The sequence below is a fragment of the Aliihoeflea sp. 2WW genome, from assembly GCF_000497755.1.
Lineage (GTDB): Bacteria > Pseudomonadota > Alphaproteobacteria > Rhizobiales > Rhizobiaceae > Aliihoeflea.
The window spans coordinates 150,646-172,176 of the sequence record NZ_AYOD01000035.1; the positions used below are offsets into that span (position 1 = coordinate 150,646).

Below are 21,531 nucleotides of genomic sequence, written 5' to 3' on the forward strand. Positions count from 1 at the left end.
GGAAACCCCGTCCTCCCTCTCACTCTATTTCTGGGTGCGCCCGGTGAGACGCCGGAAGGACAGCGGCGCGATCAAGGAATTTGGCAAGCCCCTCATCCTCAGGCGCATCTCGGTCGAACAGGATGTATTCCGCGCCGAGGCGCCGCGCGTATTCGGTGATCCTCACAAGATCGGCAGGGAGACTATCGCGGTCGCCTTCTCCGACCCAGATAAACCAGCCGTATGGCGTCGCCGCGACAAGCTCGTCGCCCTGAGCGGCGTGAACATTCAGATAGGTGCTCGACGCCTCCGACAGGTGAGCGGTCGAGCAATCGAAGAAGACCCGAAGCGGGTACGAGACCTTGCTCATGCCACCCTCCTTTCAAGCTCATCTGCGGTGACGACGTGGGCAGCGCCCTCAGGCGCATGGGCCAGCAGCCAGTCGGCCGCCTTGCTCGCCTGACTTGCGGCCCGAACGATGGCGCGGTTGTCCTCGCGCAGGACCTGCAGCCACGAGCCGATATAGTCGGCGTGGCGGACGGTGGGCACGATGCCGAGCGAAGCGCAGCAGAAGGCCGCGTTCATCTCGGCGACCAGTTCCTCGAATGCGTATTTCTTGGTGCCGAAGCCGCCGGTCAGGTCGCGGCCTACTCGGCTCGAGTGACCCGTCGCGTGTCCGAGTTCATGCAGGGCCGTGCGGTGCCAGTTGATCGGCTCGAAGTAGGCTTGTGGCGGAGGGACCTGCACATAGTCGAGCGCAGGCACGTAGAACGCCCGATCACCTGCGATGCGAAAGTCTATGCCTGAGGCGCGGATCAGCGCTTCGACCTGTGGTTCGATCATCCCTTGCGGCGGCGGGGGCGCATCGATCGCGACGTCTTCCGGCAGTCCTTCGCACTGGGCTGCGTTGAACACGGTGAAGCGCTTAAGGAACGGGATCGCCTGCGCGTCGTCACCGCTCTCGCGGGCGCGGCGCTTTTCGTCCTCCGGCGTGAAGCGGTCCGCATAGACGACGGTCGTGCCGCGCGCGCCCTTGCGGACATTGCCGCCAAGCGACAGTGCTTGACGGAAGGTGAGCCAGCTCTGGCCCGGAAAGCCGTGTTCGACCACGGCGCCCCAAAGGATCAGGATATTGATCCCCGAATAGTGCCGGCCGGTGGCGGCGTTTCTCGGCATGGCAAGCGGGGCCTTTGCGGCCGTCGTTCCCCACGGCTGGACCCAAGGCACGCGACCGGCCTCCAACTCGGCGACGATCTTATCGGTGATCTCGTCGTAAAGGCTCGCCCGGTTCTGGCCTGGACGTGGCAAAGCAGTTCGTCTGGACATCGCGGATCTCCGCGACGGGCGCCGGAAGCCTCTCTCCCAGCTCTCAACCCGTCACGGCAATCCGGTCCGCACTCTCACTCTCGGGGGGGCGTTGCGGGGTCTCCCCCCAGAAGGGGTCGGCAGAGACCTTGGGCTCGGCCGTAGGGGAAAGCCTTCCCCCCTTGAAGGATAATGAAATGTTTATCGTGTTCAGAGGTCAGCCGTTAAGCGAACTCCGATTACCGTCAGCCTTGGCGAAGTGTGTTCCTGGGTGACCCGTCGTTGCTGCGCTTTCAAAACGAAATTCTACGGATGATCGCGAACGGTGAGCCGCTCTTCGACACGATGCGGCAACTTTGCTTGCGGGTCGAAAAGACATGGCCCGGTGTGCTCTGTTCGGTGTTCGCCATCGATCGAACGGGCATGATGCGGCCGTTAGCGGCACCGAGCTTCCCGGAGGCCTACAGCCAGGCGCATGACGGGGTTGCGATCGGCGCCGACACCGATGTACCCGGGAGAGCCGCGTCTTTACGCCAGCCAGTGCTCCTGGAGGATCTCGCGTCCGACCCTCGCGCCTCCCATAGTGCGGCGATCGTTCACGGGCTTGGTGTATCGGCGTGTTGGTCACTGCCTGTGCTTGGGGCGGCAGGCGACACGCTAGCGGTGATGAACCTCTATTTTCACGGTGCGCGTCAGGTCGCAGATGTCGAGCGAGAGGTGGCTGAAGCTTGCGTGGAACTCTGCGAGACGGCCTTCCGCAGACACGAGAGTACGCTCGATCGGGACCGTCGAGCGAATGTCGATGCACTGACGGGCTTGGCCAACAGGGCAGCCTATAACGGCGCGATGACTCAGCTTCGCTGCGACGATGTCGGGTCGTGGGCACTGTTCATCATCGACCTCGACAACCTCAAGATCGTCAACGACACGTTCGGCCATCTGGCGGGCGACGCTCTGATCCGTGCCGCGTCGGCGCGTATCGCTCGCGCGATGGCGCCGGACGTCACCTATCGGATAGGAGGCGACGAATTCGCGGTCATCCTCCAGCAGCCGGCAAATGTCGCCGACCTGAATGCTGCGGCCGAACGCGTCTTCGACGAGCTCGAGGTGGCGGCGGACTGCGACGGACACACCGTTGTACCTCGCGCGACCATCGGCGGCGCGACGTTGAGCAAGACCGAACGCACAGCGACGAGCGTCGGAGAAGCGGCCGACTTCGCGCTCTACCATGCGAAGGAGACGGGCCGTGGCGGCTTCGTTCGCTACTGGCCTGGCATCGGCTCACGGATTACGAGCCGGCGCGCCGCGATCCGGGATGTCTCGGAAGCCTCGGCCGAGGATCGTATCGAGGCGCACTACCAGCCGATCCTGAGGCTGGACACCGGCCTCATCGTGGGGCTCGAAGCCCTGTGCCGACTGCGATCGCGAAGCGGCGATCTTCTTCCTGCCGGCTCTTTCCACGAAGCAACGACTGACGCTCATGTCGCCTCCGAGTTGACGGCCCGCATGATGGCGATCGTCGCTGACGACATAGGTCATTGGCAAAACGCGGGATTGCTCGTCGAACAGGTCAGCCTGAACGTGTCGACAGCGGATTTCTACACAGGCAGCCTCGCCAAGAAGGTCTCCGAGACCTTCTCCAAAGCCGGCATCGGGCTGAACAAGATCGTGTTGGAGATAAGCGAGGACGTCTATCTCGGGCGGAATGATCGCGTCGTAGCGCGGGAGATCGAAGTGTTGCGTGCGGCCGGGGTGCGCGTAGCCCTCGACGACTTCGGCACGGGCTACGCCTCGCTGACGCATCTGGTGAACGTGCCGGTCGATATCATCAAGATCGACCGGGCATTCGTCGCCCGGCTGTGGCCTGACGATCCGAGCACCATCATCGTGGAAGGGCTAATCGAGATCGCCCGCCGTCTCGGCGTCGCCGTGGTCGCGGTAGGCATCGAGACCGAGGTTCAGGCGAGTCAGCTTTGGGCGATGGGCTGTGGGCTTGGTCAGGGCTACGCATTCGCATACCCCGCCGATCGCGATGCGACGGGCACGTTGCTCTACCGGCATGCAGCGTCCGGCGTTGGAACCATGCCGCTCTATGCCGCTCGGCAATCGTCCGGTCTGGCTGAGCTTGTCTCAAGGCGCCGCCTTTCAACGAGATGAGCGGCCCTTGGTGGCAACGTCCTCACCGGTCGTTCCAACTAGCCGCTAGGGCGCCCAGAGGTTGCCATTGAGGCATAGCTCGCAACGTAGCCACTTTTAATCTAAGCAAGCACAATCAAGTATGTGCGACGTCGGCAAAATGATTAGTCTTGAGCTTGACCCGCGATAGACCGCGCGGGCTATTCTGGCTCGGGGGTTGATCCTTTGAAATCGGTTTTCTGCTGGTGCCCGGAGGGGGCGTGTCGTTTACCCTACGGGCGGATGGGTTTGGACAGTATTGCGGTGTCATCTTGTGACACCAACGTTCCGTTCGAACTTGCGACACTCGACATTCATACGAGGATGCCCAATCGAGAAGAGCCTGATCCGGGCCGCGCAAGAGAGGTTCGATGACCGGTACGCCCGCTATCGGATGGTTCATGCTCTCAGAGGCCGATCGAGATGCGGCTCACCGATTTCTGTCGAAGCTCTCGTCGGACGGGACGCGCGACGAGCTCGGCTTTGCACCAATCCACTTCGCGTTCGCCGACCGCTTCTTCCCAGGCACTTCGGTCCAGCATCAGCAACTGCGCTATGTATTCTTTGTCGCCTGGGCGTATCAGGAGCTATTGGCCAATAGCGACGGCGGTCGTTTCGACCGCGACCGGCTCTTCGAGGTAGAGCGCCGTTACTCTCTTCGATTGATGGAGGGTGTTCCGCAGCTACAGAACTCAGGCATCTCGGGATGGATGAAGTATCAGGCACGGGAGCGCCCGGTTGTTCGCGCGAGCACGATCTACTGGACCGCCCTCCGCTCCTGGCAGATCGCAACTCCTATCGCGGGCATGGACTACGCCCCGACCGAATCGCAGCTGCAGGCCGCTTGGCCAAGGCTTATCACGCGAGACGACAGCGACGCGCTGAGGGCATCGGTCACCGATCTATTCGAAGACATCCCGCGCGCGCCTGAGGGTTGGCGGCACAAGTCCGGCGCTCTCGATTTCGAACTCCGTGGCGTGGAGGCGGAGTACATCCGTCGGAAATGGCGGCAGGCCGGTCCAGGTGGGACGCGTCCACTGCTCAGCCGCCTCGCAGAAGCCGGCGTGTGCACTGTATCGCTTTGGTCGCGGAAGGTTCAGGACGTGGCCTCTACCGAGGAGCGGGATCTGCTCGCGCTGGCACGGAGGGCGGCGTCGATCGCCTGTATTGCGCGTGCAGCCTATGCCGCACTCGTCGAGGCGAAGCGCAACGTGGACCTGGAAATTGACGAACGGCTCCATTCCGACGCGCTGCCTGAGCTCATTGCGCAGCATGGCGAGGCCGCACTGGAGACCAACCTCGACGCCCTGCGCGCGGCCACCCGCATGGATGGCAACCTCACGCGCTTCGTGCAGGAGGTGCTCGAATGGGTTCGCTCCGGTAGGAAGTTGGACGGCATCTCCCGTGCCCTCGAGACCCGCGAGCGCGAGCTGAAGCGGGAGCGGGCGTACCTGCTGAACGCTAAGCGGCGCGTGGACTGGCGCAAGGACGTCGCAGCACCGCTCGACTATCGGTGGCCCGTGGTGCGGGAGATGATCATCCGCGTCGGAGTGGGCGTATGAGTTTCGACCCGGGCAGCCGCATCTCGGTTTTTGGCGCACTGCGGCCCTACGCTGGGCAATTCGTCTCGCGAGCGGTCGTCGCCACCTACTCGCTCGACCTTATCGCACTACTCGGACTCGTCCTTGCGCTTGGCGGAGATGCTGAGGCCGAGTTCGAGAGCTCCCCGCTCGGTCTCGTGAAGGCCTTCGACTGCGTGCGCGGCAAGCTCCGCGTGCTGCATCAGGTCGGTCGCATAATCGCACCCCGAGCGCACAGGTCGATCCTGCCTCTGCTCGACACGATGATTGAGGCGATCCCGGCCAACGAGCGCCGCCAGAGCTGGCATCCAAAAGTCGCCCTCGTTCGATACGATGGCGATCCCGTCCAGTGGCGATTCTGGATCGGCAGCCGGAACTTGACTGGCTCGCGAGACCTAGACGCCGGCCTTCTCGTTACGTCCTCGCACGATAAGGCGGCGCGTTTGGTTCCGGACATCGCCGAACTGGCGCGTGGCCTTCTGGTCGAAGGCCAATTCACTGCGACTGAACTCAACGAGCTGCGCACTGCGCGCTGGCTCGCTCCTGCCGGTACGGCCATTCGGCGATTGCTGTGGCGCAGGCCGGGTGGAGACACGTCCTTCATCTCCGCGCCGTTGCTGGGTGGGGCGGAGACGGCCAGCGCGGTCAGCCCCTTCATCGATGTGACCGGACTGCGAGAGGTGCTACGCGCGGGCGCCCCCTCCGTTACCCTGCTGACGAATGACGTGTCGGCTGGCAGCTGTGCGCCGATATCCGGGATCGTCTTTCGGACAGGTGCGGCGCCGGAGCCGGAAACGACTGTCTCAGTAGACCAGCAGACCGACGACAGGACCGCTGAGTTTATCGAGCCGCTACCGGCGGGTGTTCACGCCAAGATGATCGCCGTCAGCAAGGGGAAGCGGTCGGCCATCATGCTCGGCAGCGCCAACCTGACGAAGCGCGGATTGCTTGGTCCAAACGCCGAGGCTGTCGCCATCCTCGACGTCATGGACACGGCGCTAGCCAGCTCGCTTCATAGCTTCGTGCAATCTGGCTTTGAGTTCGACTATTCCCGAGTAGACGAGGATCTCGCGAGGCTTGAGGAAAGCCAGCGGCAGCTGGATGAGCGGATCGCTCTCCTCCTCGAATGCGAGCTCGCCCTTGAATACGAGGACGGCGGACTGATGCTTACAGTCGGCGAGGGAGCGGACGCCGCACTCGCGACCGCGCGGTTCGAGGCAGCACCGTTCCTCGAACCCGACGCCTGGGTCTGGATCGAGACAGGTATGCGAAAGGTCCGACTTCTGCGCGGGAATGTCGTGCCGAGCGAACGGACGTCGCTCGTCTCGTTCCGTGCGACCAGCCTAACGGACAGGACGATCCAACGATGCTGGGTGCTCTCGCTGCCAGTTACCGGTCTCGACCACGACCGGCGCGACCTCGCGCTCCTGACCCGATACGTTGGGGCCAGCAGGTTCCGGGATTGGCTGCGCTCGCAACTCGACGGTCTCGACGGCACGGCAGGGGAAAGGTGGTCCGACCGGCTGCATAATACCCATGAGCGCGAGCCCTCTAACGTGCCCGAGATGTTCACGCTTGAGACGATGCTGTCCGCCTGGGCCCGCGATCCTCGAGGCTTCGAGCGACGTACCGCCGGCATGATGGCGATGCTCGACTCATTTCGCGAGACCTTCGAGGAACTGCCCGACGAGGAGGAGAGGCGCGCTGCTCTCGCGGACCTGTCCGAGGTGCGGCCTTTCCTGCAGGCCGTCCACGACGCCATCCACCGGGACGTCTGATGGAGCTCGCACCGTTTCAGTCCCGCACCGTCGAAGTGGCAAGCGAGGTTCTTAAGGCAAACGGCCCGCGTCGCTTCCTCGTCGCCGACGAGGTCGGGCTGGGCAAGACCGTCATTGCCCGGACGATCGCCCAGCGGCTGCGGGCGGGACGCAGACGACTGAACGTGATGTACCTCTGTCCGAGCCTCGAGATTGCCGGTCAAAACCGCCCGAAGTTTGTCTCGCTGACTGGGATCGACCCCGATGAATACGATCCCGGTGGAGATCGTCTCGCGCTGGTCCCCGGCTGGCTGCCCGAGGAGGGGAATGGATTCCGGGTGTTCACCTTCACCCCGGAAACGAGCTTGCCCGGATGGAAGCCGGGCCCGAGGACCGGCCGGAAGACGGAGCGCGAACTGATACGCTCGGCGCTGGAACGGTTCCCTGCATTATTGTCTGCTGTGAAACGGCTCGACCGCGAGCGAGCCGCGGGAGGACGGCGATTGCTCGCCGACCGCGGCGACCTTAAGGGCTTCACCGCAATTGAGATCGAGCGGGCAATGCGGGACATCTTCGACTGCCAGTCGGGGAGCATCGACGGGACAGAGAAGCGTCCGACCTGGATCGTCGCGGCCGGGATCGAGCGCGAGATTAACGGGACAACATACCAGAGGGTTTCATCGCTGGCCGACAGGGTGAGCCGGGGCGCGAAGGCCAAGAACTGGTCCAGCCTGCCCAAGATCAACAGGGTCTCACCGGCGGAAGTGGCGGCGCTCAGCGACCACCTCCTGTCATCGCCGGGCTCGATCCTTGCGCGATGCCTTGTGCGCCACGATGTTCCGCAGGATCGGCCCCGCGATCGACAGCGGACATTCGCGTTCTTATGGGAGAACCTGCGGCCTTATCTCGGCCACAGGGCCTTCGCCGACCTCATCCAGTCATCGTCCAAGAAGAAGCGTTATCCCGACGCGCTCGCGGACGCGATGCTCAGGGGCGGCTTCGAGGCGGTACTGGACGAGCAGATGTGCCTCTTATCCAGTCTGGGCGATGCCGAAGGACAGGAGATCGTCGAACAGCTTTCGGCGAGCCTGCTCGACCGTCCCGGCCTCGTGCAATTTCGCCGCGGCAGAACCAACCACCGCGTCCCAGTGCAGGCCGTGACTCCCTTCGCCGGAGGCGAACAGAGCCGCGGCGGAAAGAAGGGAATAAAGCGCCTTCGCAGCAACACCCTTCGCCGCGCGTTCAACTCGCCTTTCTGGCCGCACATGCTCTGCACCACCTCGATCGGCCAAGAGGGATTGGACTTCCATCTCTGGTGCAGCCGGATCGTTCATTGGGACCTCCCGGGCGATCCGGTCGACTTCGAGCAGCGCGAGGGCCGCATCGCTCGCTACGGGAGTCTCGCGGTCCGGCGCTCGCTGGCGCGTGAGCATGGCGCGCAATCGCTCGCTGCCGCCCGTGGCTCGAGCCCGTTCGGCGAGTTGATCTCTCTCGCCAAGAGGGTCGATAGCGACCGCACGGGGCTCGAGCGGTGGTGGCTTCCAGTCGAAGGCCGCCCGACCAGCGTCAGCTTTGACTGGCGGTTCAGCCACCGAGCGGCCCGACGGGACCGCATGCTCGAGGACCTGCTCTACTACCGGCTCGCGTTGGGACAGCCAGATCCCAAGGCCTTCGTCGCGATGCTTCGCCGCGTCGGAGCTGACGAGACCGGAGCGCGGGAACTCGCGATCGACCTCTCGGCTATCTCGCGTGCCTCTGCAGCGGTCGTTACCGAAAGTCTCTCGTCTTTACCTTGATCGTGTCCAAGTGGAGGTCTGGGATGAAAATGTCGCGCGGCCGAACGGTCCGGGGCGGCAAGTCACGTGGATCGGGCGTCGGCGAGCCATGGTGAAACTCGTCGCCGCGACCATGCGGTAACGGGAAGGCGGTCTGTCGATCGCCGACGCTCGCCAGATCGGCGGAGAGGTCCGTGAGCCGCTGGGCGACGAGATGGACCACTTCACCCTCGCGCTGGACGCGACCGCGAACCGCGATCATACCTGCGGACAGGATCGTGCGACGGTTCTGCTCGAAGACCTTAGGCCAAACCACGAGGTTCGCGATGCCGCTTTCGTCTTCCAGCGTTATGAACATGACGCCCTTGGCAGACCCTGGCCGCTGTCGGACCAGCACGATGCCGGCCGCTTCGAGCCACCGGCCGTCACGCGCCTCCATAGCTTCGAGGCAGGTGACCATTCGGCGCCGCCGCAGGTCTTGCCGGAGGAAGGATACGGGGTGATCCCGTAGAGACAGGCTGACGTGGCGGTAGTCTTCGACGACATCGCCACCGGCCGTCATGGGTCGGAGGACGATGGCCGGTTCGGCAACCTCGGGCACGATTTCCGCTTCGCGGGCCGAGGCCGCAGCAAAGAGCGGCAATGGCTCATCCCGAAGTGCTTTGATCGCCCAGAGCGCTTCCCGACGAGCAAGACCAAAGGGCGGCCGGAAACCGTCCGCCTCAGCGATCTGCGTCAACGCGCCCACAGGCACGCCAGCTCGGCGCCAGAGATCGTCCACCGACATGAAGGGATGTCCCGCCCGGGCAGCGACGATCGCTGCGCCATGGGCGTTCGCCAGACCCTTGACCATGCGCAGGCCGAGCCGAACAGCAAATCGGCCGTCATCATCGATCGGCTCGAGCGTGCAGTCCCAACGGGACGCATTGGCGCACACCGGTCGCACCTCGATGCCATGATCTCGCGCATCACGCACGGTCTGGGCCGGCGCGTAGAACCCCATGGGCTGGCTGTTCAGGAGCGCTGCGCAGAAAACGTCGGGGTGCCAGCACTTCAGCCAGGCCGACGCGTAGGCGATAAGCGCAAAAGAGGCTGCGTGGCTTTCCGGAAAGCCGTAAGAGCCGAAGCCTTCGAGCTGCTTGAAGGTCTGCTCGGCGAAGGCAGCGTCGTAGCCATTGGCCACCATGCCGGCGATCAGCTTGTCCCGGAAATGCGATACACCCCCGGTGAACTTGAAGGTCGCCATCGACTTGCGCAGCATGTCGGCTTCCCCGGGCGTGAACCCGGCGCATTCGATCGCGACGCGCATCGCCTGCTCCTGGAACAGGGGAACGCCGAGCGTCTTGCCCAGAACCTTCTCGAGCTCTGGCTTCGGATAATGGACGGGCTCCAGCCCCTCCCGGCGCCGAAGATAGGGGTGAACCATGTCGCCTTGAATCGGCCCAGGCCGGACGATGGCGACCTGAACGACAAGGTCATAATAGGTACGCGGTTTAAGGCGCGGCAGCATGGACATCTGCGCACGGCTTTCGATCTGGAAGGTGCCGAGCGTATCGGCCTTCCGGATCATCGCATAGGTGCGAGGATCCTCGGCCGGGATGGTAGCCAGATCGAGGTTTACGCCCTTGTGCTCGGCGAGCAGATCGAGCCCTTTCTTCATGCAAGTCAACATGCCGAGCGCCAGGACGTCGACCTTCATGAACTTGAGAGCGTCGATATCATCCTTGTCCCATTCGATGACCTGGCGATCGACCATCGACGCGGGCTCGATCGGCACGAGATCGTCGAGGCGGTCATGGGTGAGCACGAAGCCGCCAGGGTGCTGGCTGAGGTGGCGGGGAGCGCCCATCAGCTGTCGGGCAAGGTCGAGCGTCATCCGAAGGCGCCGGTCGGCGAGGTTGAGGTTCAACTCCTCGACGTGACGCTTCTCGACGCCTTCCTCTGACCACGCCCACACCTGCGACGACAGCGTGCCGATCAGGTCTTCGGGCAGGCCGAGCGCCTTGCCGACGTCCCTCAGCGCGCCCTTGGTGCGATACCGGATGACGGTCGAGCACAGCGCGGCATGCTCTCGGCCGTAGGTCTCGAACACCCACTGCATGACGATCTCGCGCCGCTCATGCTCGAAATCGACGTCGATGTCGGGCGGCTCGCGCCGTTCCTCGGAGATGAATCGCTCGAACAGCAGGTCATTGCGGCCTGGATCGATCGAGGTGATGCCAAGAACGTAACAGACGGCGGAGTTGGCGGCCGATCCGCGACCCTGACACAGAATGTCCTTCGACCGTGCGAAGCGAACGATGGAATTCACGGTCAGGAAATAAGGCGCGTAGTCCAGCTTCTCGATCAACCGCAACTCATGCTGGAGGGCGGCGGTCACGCTCTCGGGTACGCCTTCGGGATAGCGTTCAGCCGCCCCTTCCCAGGTGAGCTTCGCCAACGTCTGCTGGGGCGTGAGTGCGGGATCGTCGCGCTCTTCCGGATACTGGTAGGCAAGCTCGTCGAGGCTGAAGCGGCAGCGGTGCGCGATCTGCAGCGTCCGGGCAAGGGCCTCGGGATAGCGGCTGAACAGACGATGCATTTCGTCCGGCGGCTTGATGTAGCGGTCGGCGTGTCGCTCTCGCCGATCGCCAAGCGTATCGATCGTGACGTTGTGGCGGATGCATGTGACGACATCCTGCAGGATCCGCCGGGCCGGCTCGTGGAAGAGGACGTCGTTCGTCACCACGGTGGGCACGCGCATCTGTGTGGCCATGTTCGAAAGCTCATGCAGTCGGAGTTGATCGTTTGGCCGGCGGCGCAAGGTGAGCGCGAGATAGGCTCTGTCGCCGAAAGCGTCCCGCAATCGCCGGAGCCGGAACGCGCACTCGTCATCCGCAAGGTCGGGAACGAGCGCGACGATCAGGCCATCGCCGTAGGCAACGAGATCAGGCCATTCGAGAATGCACCTGGCCTTGCCGCCTCGTTTCTTACCGAGGGAAAGAAGCCGGCAGAGGCGCGAATAAGCGGGTCGATCCGCTGGATAGACCAGCACGGATGTCCCATCGGCGAGGTCGAGCCGGCAACCGACAATCAGGCGAACGCCGGTCGTCTTGGCCGCTTCATGAGCACGGACGACGCCGGCGAGCGAATTCCGATCGACGATGGCGACGGCCTCGATCCCAGCCAAGGCCGCTTGCGCGAACAGTTCCTCGCAGGAGGACGCGCCGCGCAAGAAGCTGAAGTGTGAGGTGACCTGCAGTTCGACGTAGCGAGGCGACGTCATCCGAAGACCCCGTGGATGAACCAGCGGTGCGATCCCGTCGCTGTGTCTTCGCCGTCACCGGCACGATAAAGCCAGTAGCGTTCGCCGGCGTCGTCCTCGACCCGAAAATAGTCTCGGACGGCGACCAACTCCGCGTCGCGTTTCCACCACTCGCCGAATACGCGCTCCGGCCCATCTCCGCGGCGCAGCCGACGACGGACGCCGCGCCAGGTAAATGAAACGGGTGGATGGTCGGGCAACAGCGCTACAGTCTCGACCTGCTCCGGATGGGCCAGCAGACGCGAGGGCCGGGGCCAATGGCCGGGCCATGCTGCGCCTGTATCGGCGGCCATCGCCGGAATGCGGCCAACGGAGCGTTCCGGGACGTCGCTCGCAACCGGCGCCAGCCGATAGAGCGCGTGCTCACCTACCCGGTTCATGAGCGTATCGATCAGGTCCGAGACGTCCGGTGTACTCTCCTCTATCAGCGAACTGACGGTCTGCCGGCGCTCGATCGGCTCGGCGACGCTGGCTGCAAGCGTCATCACCTCGATCCCAAAGCCGGGCTCGATCGTCTCGATCTTGTCGCATAAGAGGCGCGTCAGGCGCTTTGTATCCCGGACCGGCGTCGCCATTCCAACCCGGACCGCCTGTGAGCGACTGTCGACACGGTGGCAGATGAGGTCGAGCCGTCGTGCGCCGAGACCAGCTGTCTCGAGGCGGTCGCAGAGCTGATCGACGAGCTTGGCGATGTAGCGGGCGATGGTCTCCGCCGCGCCGATCGGTTCCGCGAACGATCTGCGCACTTCGATCAGGTCGGCGGGTCGAACCGGATCAATCGGCTCTGACAGATCGCCGAGCGCTTGATCGATACGGCGGCCGATTGCTGGACCGAAGCGCAGGGTGAGCGGCGCGCGCGGCTGCGAGAGGATATCGCCGATGGTTTCGAAGCCAAGCGTTCGCAGCGCCGCGACGATCGAAGCGTCGATGCGCAGCGAGGCCAGCGGAAGCGGTTCTAACAGCGATGCATCATGACGTTCAGGAGCGATTATCGTTGGACGGGCTGCAAACCGGGCCAAGGCGTGGGCTGCGCCCCAGCTGTCGGCGATCGCGCCGCGAGCGGCGATGCCAGACATTGCCAGCCTTCCGATCAGGCCCTCCAGCATGGCGGCTTCGCCGCCGTGAAGGTGATCGGCTCCGGTCGAGTCGATGATGATCCCGTCTGGAGGATCAGGGGCCACGACAGGCGCGTAGCGCAGGAGCCAGGTGGCGAGCCGATCAAGTGCCTCCACATCGGCTGCCGGCTCGGCATCTTGCACGATGAGGTCTGGCACGAGGACCTGAGCCTTGGTCACAGGCATGCCGGGGCAAAGGCTGGCGGCCACGGCAGCGGCATTCGCCGCCAACACCACCCGCCTGTTTCCTTCCCGGCCAATCAGGACGAGCGGCGCCTCAGCCGGAGGCGCCGCGTCGCCAGCCTTCCGCCGGAGCCGGTCGGTGGACCAACTCGGCAGGAAGAGCGAGACGACCCGTGTCATCGCACGCCTCCAACTCGAAATCTGCACTCTCGCCCGCGCGTGCGCGGATCAGTTCGACTAGCCAGCGGGCACGCCCTACGCCCGGAACAGGCAGAGGTGTCGATGGCACCATAGACACGCGCCAGCGTGTCATCGCGGCGGTGGGTTGGCCGAAATCAGTGGCTTCGGTCTGTCGTCGCCAACGCCGCAGCGCGATCCCGATCGATCCGCTTCCCTCGGCCGCCAACTGCAGGCGGCGCGAGGCTGTCATGGAAAGCCGCGCCACCTCACCGAGAACCGCCCCTAGGCCACCATGGCGCAGCCCTTCCTCCATGCAGGCCAACACGGTCTTGTCATCGCCGGCTTCGAGATAGATTACGCGATCGGACGCGAGACCAGCTTGAGCGATCGCCGGCGCGAAGAGATCTGGACGCGTGATGCACCACAGGATCTTGCCCTTGGTCCGTGCCGCGACACCCGCGCTGAACAATGCCGCCGCCGCCCCATCGACCGCGCCGTTCCCGCCCCCTGCGATCTCATGCAGGGCGCCAAGCGCCAACCCGCCACCGGGGAGTCGTGAGTCGACGTCGGCAATCCCAAACGGGAGAACCGTATTGGCGCGCCGGCTTCTGCCTTCGATCTTTTCGATCTGCGCGCGCAAAGACTCTATGGCGGGCTCGGGCCGCACTCTTTTCCTTGACCTCCGGAGACGGGTATAGCATTGTGTTCATGTTTTGTTCTTTGATGGCTGGAGAGTCAAGGCTGTTTAACTCCGCACAATGCCAGTTGAATTTTTAAGGACTCTCGGCCAAGATCGATTGGTTGCCGCGGAATGCCGCGGATCGCCGCGGAGGTTGGAAGCTTGGGCAAGGATGGGCGGGATGCCGAGCGCGTCACCACTACATTGGCCAGGCGTCAGAAGGCCGAGCTTGATAGGCTCGCGAAGGCGCAAGGGGTCAAGGTAGCGTGGCTGATCCGGCGTGCGATTGAACGATATTTGGATGAAGCGGCTGGTGGCCCGATGCTACCGCTCGAACTAGAAGGAGGCGGAGATGTTAAGCGCTGAACTCTTCGCCGGTTGTGGCGGGCTTGCTCTGGGGATGTCCCGGGCAGGCTTCAAACACGCATATATGGCTGAGTTCGATCGTGACGCGGTTGAAACGGTTCTTCATAACAAGCTGAATGGCGTCGAGCACGTGCGTGACTGGCCTATGGGTTTACAGGACGTTCGTGAGATCGATTGGGAGAAAATTGCCACTCTTGACCTGATCTCCGGTGGGCCGCCGTGTCAGCCATTTGGGATAGGCGGAAAAAAGCTTGGCCAGGACGATCATCGCGATATGTGGCCAGAGGCTATCCGCGCCATTCGTGAGGCCTCACCGCGGATGTTCCTGTTCGAGAACGTTCGCAACCTCGCTGGTCCGCGTTTCCAACCGTACCTCAACTGGATAATCGCGAGCCTAGAGCGCCCAAGGGTGCTTCGGCGCGACGGCGAAAGCCATGGGTCGCATCTAACGAGGTTGAACGCCTCGCGATCGAAGCGCGAATATCGCGTTGTTTGGCAACTGGTGAACGCCGCTGATTATGGCGCGGCGCAAATTCGCCATCGCGTCCTTATCTTCGGAGTTCATATGAGCGTCGGTGTTGCGCCGACGTTGATGGTTCCGACGCATTCTCGAGATCGGTTGCTGTGGGATCAATTCGTAACAGGCGAATACTGGAAGCGTCATGGTTTGAAGCCACGTAAGGAGGCTGTCCTTGAGCAGGATCGACGCCGCGTCGCGGCTCTGAAGAAGCTCGCGATTGCTCCATCAACACAGCCTTGGATGACCGTTCGGGATACATTGCTTGGCCTCGGCGAACCCAATGGAAAACGCAACCATGTTCTGCAGACTGGTGCGCGGGTTTATCCTGGACATACGGGTAGCCCCCTCGATCTGCCTGCAAAAGCACTGAAGGCAGGAGACCACGGCGTTCCCGGGGGGGAAAACATGATGGTTCGAGACGACGGGACCGTCCGCTATTTCACTACCCGGGAGGCTGCTCGCCTTGTGGGGCTCCCTGACGAATACGAATTTCCCCGCTCTTGGACGGAAAGTATGCGCCAATTGGGCAATGCGGTTCCCGCCCAGCTTGGAGCTGCCGCCGGGGAGTGGCTTGTGGGTCTTGCGGCTGGTGGAGCGCAACCTTCGCTAGTACCAGCAAGAAAGGCGGCGTAAGGATTGAGCCTTGCCGTAGCCGGGAGAACGAGTCGCGACCAGAAGACCTCGTGTCGGCATACCGAAGAGGGATGAAGGATGGCGCTCGCACCTGATCGCGCTGCGATTAAGGCACTCGAGGATGCGTTAAGCGCGGTGCTAGCTGCTGCTGGCGAGAATCCGCCACAAGCCGTGGTAAGGCGTATACGAGAGGGCCTCGCCTCGCATGCGGCGGCTCTCGAAGCTGCAAGATCGGCCACCGATCCAATTCGGATGCCGAGAGCAACGTTTGATCCGGCCGATCCAAAGGCCATCGGGCGCATGGTCTCAATCGCCCTTCTCGCTCAGCCTATGATTCCGCTCGCCGATGTCCGCACAGCGTATGGCTCCGGCGTGTACGCGATCTACTATCGCGGCGAGCATCCACTTTATGCGGGCATCTCTGGGTCGGAAACACCAATCTACGTCGGCAAAGCCGATCCTGCCAATGACGATGCAAGCACTACCCGTGAACAGGGTGCAAAGCTGACCGCGCGCCTGCTGGAGCATGCGGGCACCATTGGTACGGCCGAGGCCTACACCGATCGACTGCCAGAACATCTCTCACCCATCAGACTGGCGGATTTTCGATGTAGGCGTTTGGTATGCGCGACGAACGCGCAACTCGTGGCTGAAAAGCATCTGATCCGCACGTTCTGGCCGATCTGGAATGCCGAGACGAAAGCGTGCTGGGGCATGAGCAAGCACGGCGATGCGGCGTCCACACGCGCCAACAAGCGCTCACCTTGGGACGTGGTCCACCCTGGCCGCGCCTGGGCAATGGATGAACGACTGGTCGATTCACTCAGTCCCACCGAAATTGAAGGCCGCATCCAGAGCACCTTGCAGCGTGTGCCCGCGCGGTTGGATCATGCGGCGCTCTTGGAAGAGATGCTGGAAGGGTTCCGCCAAGACGACCTAGTTAGCCGAGAGAGTGAGGAACCTCCAGTCGGTGAGGAAGCAGCTGGGCCAGCGCCCGACGAGGCTGGTGGTGCGGAAGACGAATGAAACAGACAAGGCCAGAAGCGCTCAAATGGCGCTTATCAAGGCGCGGGACACAAAACCTGAGCTGAAGGTCCGGCGCGCGATGCATGCGGCTGGCTTACGCTACCGACTTCACGCGAAGGATTTACCTGGCCGGCCTGATTTGGTGTTTCGTTCACGGCGTATCGCGGTTTTCGTGCATGGCTGTTTTTGGCACCAACATCCGGATCCCGCCTGCAAGCTAGCGCGAATGCCAAAGTCAAAGCTTGACTTTTGGAGGCCTAAACTAGTGGGCAATCGCGAACGGGATTTGAGAACGCGCGGCGAGCTGGAGGCGCGTGGCTGGTATGTCCTGGAGGTTTGGGAATGCCGGACGGGTGCCGATGATTTGGACGCTCTGGCGAGCAAGATAAAGAGCGCGCAGAGCGCGTTGCCGCTACGAAGGGGGAACGAGATAGAATGAGCCAGGAATTCGATCTGACGCCGGACCCCCGCGTCCTGCAGATGCTGGGTGAGATCAACCTTCCTCAATGGCGGTGCCTCGCGGAGCTAATCGACAACTCTATCGACGGGTTCGTCCACGCGACGCGATCTGGTGACCCCATCGACGCGCCAGAGATTAGCGTCGCGCTACCGACCGCCGATAACGAGAACGCGCGCGTCACTGTCAGGGACAATGGCCCGGGGATGTCGTTTGAGTCTTTGGAAAACGCCGTTCGAGCTGGCTGGTCTGGCAACGATCCATTGTCGAATCTCGGCCTCTTTGGAATGGGCTTCAACATCGCGACGGCTCGGCTGGGCCTAGTGACCGAGGTTTGGACTAGTCGCGCCGGCGATCCCGAGGAGGTCGGCGTGCGTATCGACCTTGATGAGCTGCGCACGACCCGTAGCTTCAAGGTCCCCCGCCAGACACGCGCCAAGCCGGATCACAACGCGCATGGGACAACGATTGTAATAAGCCGGTTGAAGCCGGATCAGCGTGCATACTTGGCGCGAGGCAACAATCAGAAAACGGTGCGCAAGCACGTCGCGCGAGCGTACTCCTCGCTGCTCGGTCAATCAGAGGCCGGCAAGATCCGCCTGATGGTGGGAAGCACGCGCTTGGCGCCGAGGCGTCACTGCGTTTGGGGTGAGGATCGCACGGTTTCGTTTCCAGATGGCACCGTCGCCCGGGCGGTGGAGCACATTGACTTCAAGCTCGCGCCGCGTCGTTACTGCATCCACTGCATGAGAACGCTCGCGGCGGCCGAGGAAACCTGCCCGACGGGGAGCCCGAGCTGCGAGGTGGTCGAGGCTGAGCGCCGGGTCCACGGTTGGATCGGCCTCCAACGCTATCTTCACAACACTGAGTTCGGTCTGGATTTCATCCGAAACGGGCGCAAGATCGAGATCGCGAATAAGGATTTGTTCGAATGGAGCGACGGCGACACGGCTGAAGTGGAATATCCCACCGACGATCAGCGAGGACGCGGTCGGTTTGTTGGCGAGATACATATTGATCACTGCCGCGTAAGTTACACCAAAGACCGCTTCGAGCGGGACGATCCCGCATGGAGTGAAATGTTGCGCGTCGTTCGTGGTGACGGGCCGCTCCGGCCTATCGTCGCCAAGCAACGGGGTTATGCTGGCAACGACAGCCCGCTTTACAAGCTCTACCAGACTTTCCGTCGGTCTAGCCCTCAAGGAAAAAACGGGCTGTGGTCACGTGTCTTGGTCGTGAAGGATAACGACCGTGCCCAGCAGATGGCAAACCTCTTCGAGGAGGATGATCCTGACTATCTGACAGACGAGCGCTGGTGGCAGCTCGTACTTGAGCAGGATAAAGAAGTCTTGGGTGAGAAACCGGCCGAGGGAGGCGATGCGCTCTTGCCGCCGGGCTTCGTAGATGAGCCGCCTGCGGGTGATCCGGAAGACACCACAACGACCGCACCGCCCCCGCCGCAACCCGAGCCGCCAGCGCCGCCGCGTCGGCAAATCCACGAGCTATCCCGTAAGTATGTGCATCCGACTTTTAGGGTCGAGTATGAGATTCAAGCCTATGGGGTCGCCAGCAATGACCCTGATCTTCCGGCCGGTCTCCCTTGGGTTCTAAAACTTGATGACGTCGCAACCAGGACTTACGGTTTTTTGGTCGACGTGAGCCATGATGTCTTTCGTTCTACCACGATGACCCCGCTTGACGGACTTCTCACCGAGCTCACTCATCGTACGGTCGAGTTCCTAAAGGGGCAGGCGCAAGATCCCTCAGTCGCTGGCGTACTCGCCGATTTTCGTAAGCTGTATTGCCTAAATAGCCGACTCGATCCTCAGGAGATCATCACGCTGGCGACGTCCGTCCTCAGCGACATGGCACGCGCTATCCCCACCCTTGTCGCGGACGGACAGGGCGAGGCAATGTTCAATGAACTCGAGAGCGCTGAACGCGATGCCGTCGCCCGCCGAATGGCCAATCGAGGCGTACCTGATCATAAGGCCTTAATCGCGGATGGGCGTTTCTGGGATTATGCGGACCCGGAATCCCTGAGAGAACTTTTTGCCAGACACCCTGAGCTGTTCCTGGACGGCAAGTATTGGGACGACGCTTACGGGAGCTTAGATTTCGGCAGTGACGTGATCTCCGAACAAGCCCGTTCGGCGGTGCGCTCACGATACGACGCGTATCTCAGCGATGCCGTGTGGCTCGCCAATCAATCGCCGGCCGATATTGAGCGTGCGAGCCGAGATGCGGTGATCCGAGCGAGCTGCTCCGTGAGGCTGTTAAAATCCGACGTGTCCGACTGATGCGCGAGCCCTTCCTCGACGCGGAGCGATTGTTAAAGGGGCCGTGGCAAGCCTTTGAGCGGGACGTTGCAAGGCTCCTTGTTTGCAACGGGTTCGAGGATGTGCGGCTGGTCGCGGGTTCCGGCGATCACGGCGCGGACGTGCTCGGTGTCAAGAATGGAGAGCTTTGGGTAATCCAGTGCAAGTTTACCACCGGCGGCTACCCGTCGGCGAGCGCGGTGAACGAGGTCGGAGAGGCCGCGCGGTTCTATAAAGCGGACCGCATCTATGTAGCGTCCAGCAGGAGAGCCGGTCCCGCCACACACGATGCCATTAAGCGCTGGAAGGCGCTCGGGATTGAGATTGGGGTCCTAGAACCAGCGATGCTTCTTGAGCTCGCTCGGAAAAGTCCTGAGTACTCGGTGCATCGAAGAGAGCTGCGCGACTATCAGGACGAGGCAGTCGAGAATTTCGTGGCGTCGCTCCGCGAGACCGGCCGAGCTCAGGTTGTCTTGGCCACAGGCCTGGGAAAGACCGTCGTTTTGGCGGAAAGCGTCGCGCAACTGTTTCGAGATGAGGCGATTCCTACGGGGCGAGCGCTGGTGCTCGCAGGCACACGTGAACTCGTCGATCAGCTACAACGCTCGTTCTGGGATCAACTTCCGAAGTGGATCAGGACACATCGTCTAATGGGCGGTGAGAGCCCAAGCCATTGGGCTGGTATCACCTTCGCGACCATCCAGTCCGCTGTGTCGAGGCTTGAGGAACTCCCTGACTTCGGCTTGGTGCTTATCGACGAGGCTCATCATGTTGGCTCGGAGACCTTCCGACGCGTCACGGACCATCTCTCCGAAGCGATGATTGGCGGTGTTACGGCCACGCCATGGCGCGGGGACGGATACGATATCGACGAACTCCTTGGACCTCCGGTGTTGAAAATTGGGATCGCCGAGGGCTTGAAACGAGGATTTCTATGCGAGGCAGACTACAGGCTCCTCGCTGATAACATCGACTGGGAACTCGTTCGCTCCCAATCGCGCAACCGCTACTCACTCAGTCAACTGAATCGCCTGTTGCTGCTTCCTACACGCGATGAGGAGGCGGCGCGCGCTATCCGTGAGACGTTCGATGCTGAGCGCCGGCGGTCGGCCATCGTGTTCTGCTCTTCGGTGCATCATGCCAACAGTTTCGCGGCCACGTTGCGCTTGTTCGGTTTCCGGGCTGAGCCCATCACCGGTGAGATGAGCGCCCGCGAGCGTGATAAAGTGATGGCGGCCTTTCGCAAAGGAAGCCTTGACGTCGTAACGACGCGCGATCTCTTCAACGAGGGCGTCGATGTGCCTGACGTCGACATGATCGCGTTCATGCGCGTGACCCACAGCCGTCGAATCTTCGTGCAGCAACTTGGGCGCGGCCTAAGGATCAGCCCCAAGAAAACTAAAGTGGTTGTACTCGATTTCGTGAGCGACTTGCGGCGCATCGCAGAGGTCGTGGAGCTTGAGAAGGCCGCGCGGGGTGACCTCGAGCGTCTTCGCCTGCCGGGCATGGTGCACTTCCGTGACGAGGGCGCTGGGAGTTTCATGCTTGAGTGGATGCGGGACCAGGCCGACCTGTTCATGCGCGAGGGCGATCCCACGTTGGAGTTGCCGGCCTTTGACTTTCCCCAACCGCATAACCGGGGAACCGTGCAATGATGATGCCCGAGGACATACGAGATGGCCTGCGGGACAAGCTGTGGGGCGCGGCGGATGATTTGGGCTGGGCCTCGCTCAACGATGCGGAGCGGTCTCGGTTTTATGAAAAGTGGACCAAGGATCCGACCATTGGCGGGCAGTTGGCGCACTTCATGGACCCGAGAAAAGTACGGGTCTACATCAAGGATTCCCTGATCAAGCCATATGAGCGTGCGCGGCTGCTCGCGAGCGAACCCGAGATCTGGCGCGCGCTCGACATGACGGCGCCGACCGAGGCGGCAGAAACATTCATCAAGCCACACGGCTGCCGCTTAGAAGATGGTCGCGTCATCTGCTGGGGCAAGAGCCGGGATTGGAAACTCGTCATCATGGCCGTCTTCGAGCGAGGAAAATCTCGTCATGAGGGCAAGCCGTTTGGCGCGGTGCTTCTGGAGACAGGAAAGACGCCGGACGAAGCGACACGCAATCTCGTCAGAGATGCCGCCACCCGCCTCGGGGTCGAGAAACTCGCCTGGTTGGACTGA

Annotated in this window: 15 protein-coding genes; 10 read left to right on the forward strand and 5 right to left on the reverse strand. The window is 62.6% G+C overall.

Features of this window, described 5'->3' with window-relative positions; translation table 11 throughout:
- Positions 1-19: 19 nt before the first annotated feature.
- Both ALII_RS0114835 and ALII_RS0114840 read right to left on the reverse strand, forming a co-directional pair.
- The gene (locus ALII_RS0114835) at positions 20-349 is read right to left on the reverse strand and encodes a hypothetical protein (protein ID WP_024350853.1); all 330 of its coding nucleotides are present in this window, start codon (positions 347-349) and stop codon (positions 20-22) included.
- Positions 346-1,305 (reverse strand): zincin-like metallopeptidase domain-containing protein, encoded by a 960-nt coding sequence (locus ALII_RS0114840; protein ID WP_024350854.1) that lies wholly within the window; start codon positions 1,303-1,305, stop codon positions 346-348. The genes ALII_RS0114835 and ALII_RS0114840 overlap by 4 nt, the downstream gene beginning before the upstream one ends.
- Before the next feature lie 261 nt (positions 1,306-1,566).
- Between ALII_RS0114840 and ALII_RS0114845 the strand changes: the two genes are divergently transcribed.
- The 4 genes from ALII_RS0114845 to ALII_RS0114860 all read left to right on the forward strand — a co-directional run bounded on the left by ALII_RS0114845 (position 1,567) and on the right by ALII_RS0114860 (position 8,592).
- Positions 1,567-3,441, forward strand: a complete 1,875-nt coding sequence (locus ALII_RS0114845; protein ID WP_024588024.1) for an EAL domain-containing protein — start codon at positions 1,567-1,569, stop codon at positions 3,439-3,441.
- A 389-nt stretch (positions 3,442-3,830) separates the two neighbouring features.
- Positions 3,831-5,021, forward strand: a complete 1,191-nt coding sequence (locus ALII_RS0114850; protein ID WP_024588025.1) for a DUF6361 family protein — start codon at positions 3,831-3,833, stop codon at positions 5,019-5,021.
- Positions 5,018-6,817 (forward strand): hypothetical protein, encoded by a 1,800-nt coding sequence (locus tag ALII_RS0114855; RefSeq protein ID WP_024588026.1) that lies wholly within the window; start codon positions 5,018-5,020, stop codon positions 6,815-6,817. Before ALII_RS0114850 ends, ALII_RS0114855 begins: the two co-directional genes overlap by 4 nt.
- The gene (locus ALII_RS0114860) at positions 6,817-8,592 is read left to right on the forward strand and encodes a helicase-related protein (protein WP_024588027.1); all 1,776 of its coding nucleotides are present in this window, start codon (positions 6,817-6,819) and stop codon (positions 8,590-8,592) included. Before ALII_RS0114855 ends, ALII_RS0114860 begins: the two co-directional genes overlap by 1 nt.
- On the opposite strand, the gene ALII_RS0114865 is transcribed toward ALII_RS0114860, so the two are convergent.
- The 3 genes from ALII_RS0114865 to ALII_RS0114875 are packed head-to-tail and all read right to left on the reverse strand — an operon-like array spanning position 8,564 to position 14,020.
- Positions 8,564-11,836: an error-prone DNA polymerase gene (locus ALII_RS0114865; protein WP_024588028.1), complete on the reverse strand. Its 3,273-nt coding sequence runs from the start codon at positions 11,834-11,836 to the stop codon at positions 8,564-8,566. The two genes, ALII_RS0114860 and ALII_RS0114865, sit on opposite strands and share 29 nt — an antisense overlap.
- Positions 11,833-13,353: a DNA polymerase Y family protein gene (locus tag ALII_RS0114870; RefSeq protein ID WP_024588029.1), complete on the reverse strand. Its 1,521-nt coding sequence runs from the start codon at positions 13,351-13,353 to the stop codon at positions 11,833-11,835. Before ALII_RS0114870 ends, ALII_RS0114865 begins: the two co-directional genes overlap by 4 nt.
- Positions 13,268-14,020 (reverse strand): ImuA family protein, encoded by a 753-nt coding sequence (locus ALII_RS0114875; protein ID WP_024588030.1) that lies wholly within the window; start codon positions 14,018-14,020, stop codon positions 13,268-13,270. Before ALII_RS0114875 ends, ALII_RS0114870 begins: the two co-directional genes overlap by 86 nt.
- 364 nt (positions 14,021-14,384) lie before the next feature.
- Here ALII_RS0114875 and dcm point away from each other — a divergent pair, with 364 nt between their 5' ends.
- The 6 genes from dcm (at position 14,385) to ALII_RS0114910 (ending at position 21,531) form a co-directional block, all read left to right on the forward strand.
- Entirely contained in the window at positions 14,385-15,551 is a 1,167-nt protein-coding gene (dcm, locus tag ALII_RS22055) for a DNA (cytosine-5-)-methyltransferase (RefSeq protein ID WP_024588032.1), read from the forward strand.
- Positions 15,552-15,629: 78 nt separating this feature from the next.
- On the forward strand, positions 15,630-16,577 hold the full coding sequence (locus tag ALII_RS22060) for an Eco29kI family restriction endonuclease (RefSeq protein WP_139139294.1): 948 nt from the start codon (positions 15,630-15,632) through the stop codon (positions 16,575-16,577).
- A complete protein-coding gene (locus tag ALII_RS0114895; RefSeq protein ID WP_279331687.1) occupies positions 16,561-17,016 on the forward strand; it encodes a very short patch repair endonuclease in 456 nt (151 codons plus the stop codon). Before ALII_RS22060 ends, ALII_RS0114895 begins: the two co-directional genes overlap by 17 nt.
- Positions 17,013-19,334, forward strand: a complete 2,322-nt coding sequence (locus ALII_RS0114900; protein ID WP_024588035.1) for an ATP-binding protein — start codon at positions 17,013-17,015, stop codon at positions 19,332-19,334. Before ALII_RS0114895 ends, ALII_RS0114900 begins: the two co-directional genes overlap by 4 nt.
- Positions 19,334-21,007, forward strand: a complete 1,674-nt coding sequence (locus ALII_RS0114905; RefSeq protein ID WP_024588036.1) for a DEAD/DEAH box helicase family protein — start codon at positions 19,334-19,336, stop codon at positions 21,005-21,007. The genes ALII_RS0114900 and ALII_RS0114905 overlap by 1 nt, the downstream gene beginning before the upstream one ends.
- Positions 21,004-21,531: a hypothetical protein gene (locus ALII_RS0114910; RefSeq protein ID WP_024588037.1), complete on the forward strand. Its 528-nt coding sequence runs from the start codon at positions 21,004-21,006 to the stop codon at positions 21,529-21,531. Before ALII_RS0114905 ends, ALII_RS0114910 begins: the two co-directional genes overlap by 4 nt.